Genomic DNA, 1,398 nt, shown 5'->3' with positions numbered 1-1,398 from the left:
CTTAAAAATTTTAATATTAATATGTTTCTTAGTTTTTGTTATCATATATTATAAGGATCAAATTATTCAAAGTACTAGTTTGATTTTTGAACGTTGGAGATATTTGAGAAAACACAGTTATTCGACAACAGATTTTTTATTTAGCATGCGATTAAGAAGATTGAATAAAGCAATTACACTTTTCACAAAGGAGATGCATTACTTGTTTGGATGGGGATTTGGTGGAAGTGATTTTGGCTATCCCAATATGGAGATGGATTTTCTAGATTTGCTATTCCAAACTGGAATATTCGGCTTATTCTATATATTATATTTTTATGGAAAGCAATTGGTAAGTGTTTTCCATAAAAATTTATGGGGTGTCGCCATTATTATATGGTCATTAGCATTAAGTTTTGGAGCAGGTCATGTATTGTTTTATGGACAGAGTGGTATGATGCTTGCTGCAAATATTATTTTAGCGTATGAAATAAAATCACAAACACAAAATCGCAAATGAATATCATAGTAATCTCATTATATTGAGTAGAATAAATAAGTGGATAAAGCTGAAGGTTCACAGTAATGAGATTATTGTGTGTTTTTGTTATTGAAAGCATATTATTTAGATAAGAGGGTAAAAATGCAAACTAAAGTAGTAATTTTTGTGCTAACATACAATAGAGTAAATTATCTTAAATCTGCTCTGGAAAGCATTCTGAATCAGACATATTCAGATTTCATACTTAATGTTTTGGATAATTGTTCGAACGACGGAACAGAAGAGTATGTTAAGTCTATCGAAGATAAGAGAGTTAATTATATTAGGCATGAACATAACCTTGGTGGAATTGGAAATATATCCTATGCATTCAAGAATTGTGCTGGTGATTATTTTGCAGTTTTTCATGATGATGATATTTTACATGATAATCTCTTAAAAGAAGAAGTTGCTTATTTAGAAAATCATGAAGATTGTATGGCAGTTTCGTGTCTCGCTAATAATATTGACGAGAATGGTGAATATACCAAAATTATAAATGAAGAAAAATATGATGAGCGTATATTTTGTCATGAGCAATTTTTTCATGAGTATTTAAATAAGCAAAAGAGTTTTACTTTTCCGGCAACTGTATATAGAACAGAATTCATAAAAAATAATAACATTACCATATTGTCGACACCTGGTCCGTGTATCGATGTTGTTATATATATGGAGTTAGAAAAAAAAGGTGGAACAATAGCTGAAATACCAAAAACATTATTAGACTATAGAATTTACAAAAGTCAGGATAGTTCATCAAACTTAGAAGAAATGTTGATTAAGTTGATTCATTTTTTGTCGAATGATGAATACTACGGAAATCTTTTAACAGAAGATGAGCTAGGAAGAACAAAATATTTTAAATGGTATTTTAG

Annotated in this window: 2 protein-coding genes; both read left to right on the top strand. The window is 29.1% G+C overall.

The features are described 5' to 3' along the window. Nucleotides 1–499: hypothetical protein (locus tag DW981_RS15440; protein WP_207664017.1), on the top strand; the 499-nt coding region annotated here is incomplete at its 5' end. A 123-nt stretch (nt 500–622) separates the two neighbouring features. Then, a partial coding sequence (locus DW981_RS14675; protein WP_147352685.1) for a glycosyltransferase family 2 protein occupies nt 623–1,398 on the top strand: 776 nt, incomplete at its 3' end.

It is taken from the genome of Clostridium sp. AM49-4BH (genome assembly GCF_003478335.1).
Lineage (GTDB): Bacteria > Bacillota > Clostridia > Lachnospirales > Lachnospiraceae > Butyribacter.
Note: the sequence above shows the minus strand (reverse complement) of the source record. Positions and strands in the feature narration are given on the sequence as shown.